This is a genomic window from Acidiplasma aeolicum (genome assembly GCF_001402945.1).
GTDB classification, from domain to species: Archaea; Thermoplasmatota; Thermoplasmata; order Thermoplasmatales; family Thermoplasmataceae; genus Acidiplasma; species Acidiplasma aeolicum.
Genome location: NZ_LKBG01000169.1, coordinates 1 through 920 on the forward strand (window position 1 = coordinate 1; position 920 = coordinate 920).

At 27.6% G+C, this 920-nt stretch carries 1 protein-coding gene; it reads right to left on the reverse strand.

Annotation, left to right across the window (positions count from 1 at the left end; genetic code table 11):
- Nucleotides 1-61 precede the first annotated feature (61 nt).
- Nucleotides 62-670 carry a phosphoribosylglycinamide formyltransferase gene (purN, locus tag AOG54_RS04105; RefSeq protein WP_048101922.1) on the reverse strand — a complete coding sequence of 203 codons (609 nt, stop codon included), beginning with the start codon at nucleotides 668-670 and terminating at the stop codon, nucleotides 62-64.
- Between the last annotated feature and the right edge of the window lie 250 nt (nucleotides 671-920).

Genomic DNA, 920 nt, shown 5'->3' on the forward strand with positions numbered 1-920 from the left:
TAACCCCTCATTTAATTATAAATATAAAATTATGTTAAATTATTATATATTTTTGGATAAATTATAATTTCCTTATAACCCTTTTGCCATTTATCTCATAGTTTCCACTTAATACAAGGTTTATGGAAAATACCAATGCCTTATGCTCCTGCTCATGTATTTTTTCTTCAAGTGATTCCGGTGTATCATAATCATCAACATTAACTATCCTCTGGTCTATAATTGGGCCATTATCAACATCATTTGTTGCAAAATGTATTGTGCATCCAGAAAATCTTGCACCGGATTTTAATACAGCCTCATGTACCCTCTTTCCATAATAGCCCTTGCCGCCAAATAATGGCAGTAATGACGGATGTATGTTTATTATTTTGTATAAAAATTTATTTATAATAAAATCAGGTAATATTTTCATATAACCATCCAATACTATTAAATCCGGGTTTTCTGATAATAGTATTTCTGATATTAATTTATTATAATCACCTTTTGAATCTATTAATATTGGTTCTATATTGTTTGATCTGGCAATTTCAAGTACATTTGCCCTTTTATTGTTGCATATCAATTTTGTTATTTTTGCATTATTTACCACGCCATTATTTATTGCATCTATTATTGCCTGAAAATTTGTACCATTACCAGAGGCCAAAACCAAAATTTTCTTCATATTGCATTATTGTAATGATTTTAATTAAACTTATGTTAATTATTTAACATGCAATGCTGTGGTGATTTTATTTCAGCAATTGGCGCAATAAATTAATGGTCTGACTGTTAATTATTCTGTTTATTTATATATTGTTAAAATAATAAATAAGAAAATTGAACAAAATTATTTTGATGAATATTTTAATCACCAAGATCCTTTAATTCCTTATTTGAAAACAGTATCTCCCTCAATTCCCTATCAAGCTGCG

Bases quoted from the DNA above. Each gene is read 5' to 3' on its own strand.
- purN (WP_048101922.1), bottom strand. From the start codon at position 670: ATGAAGAAAATTTTGGTTTTGGCCTCTGGTAATGGTACAAATTTTCAG.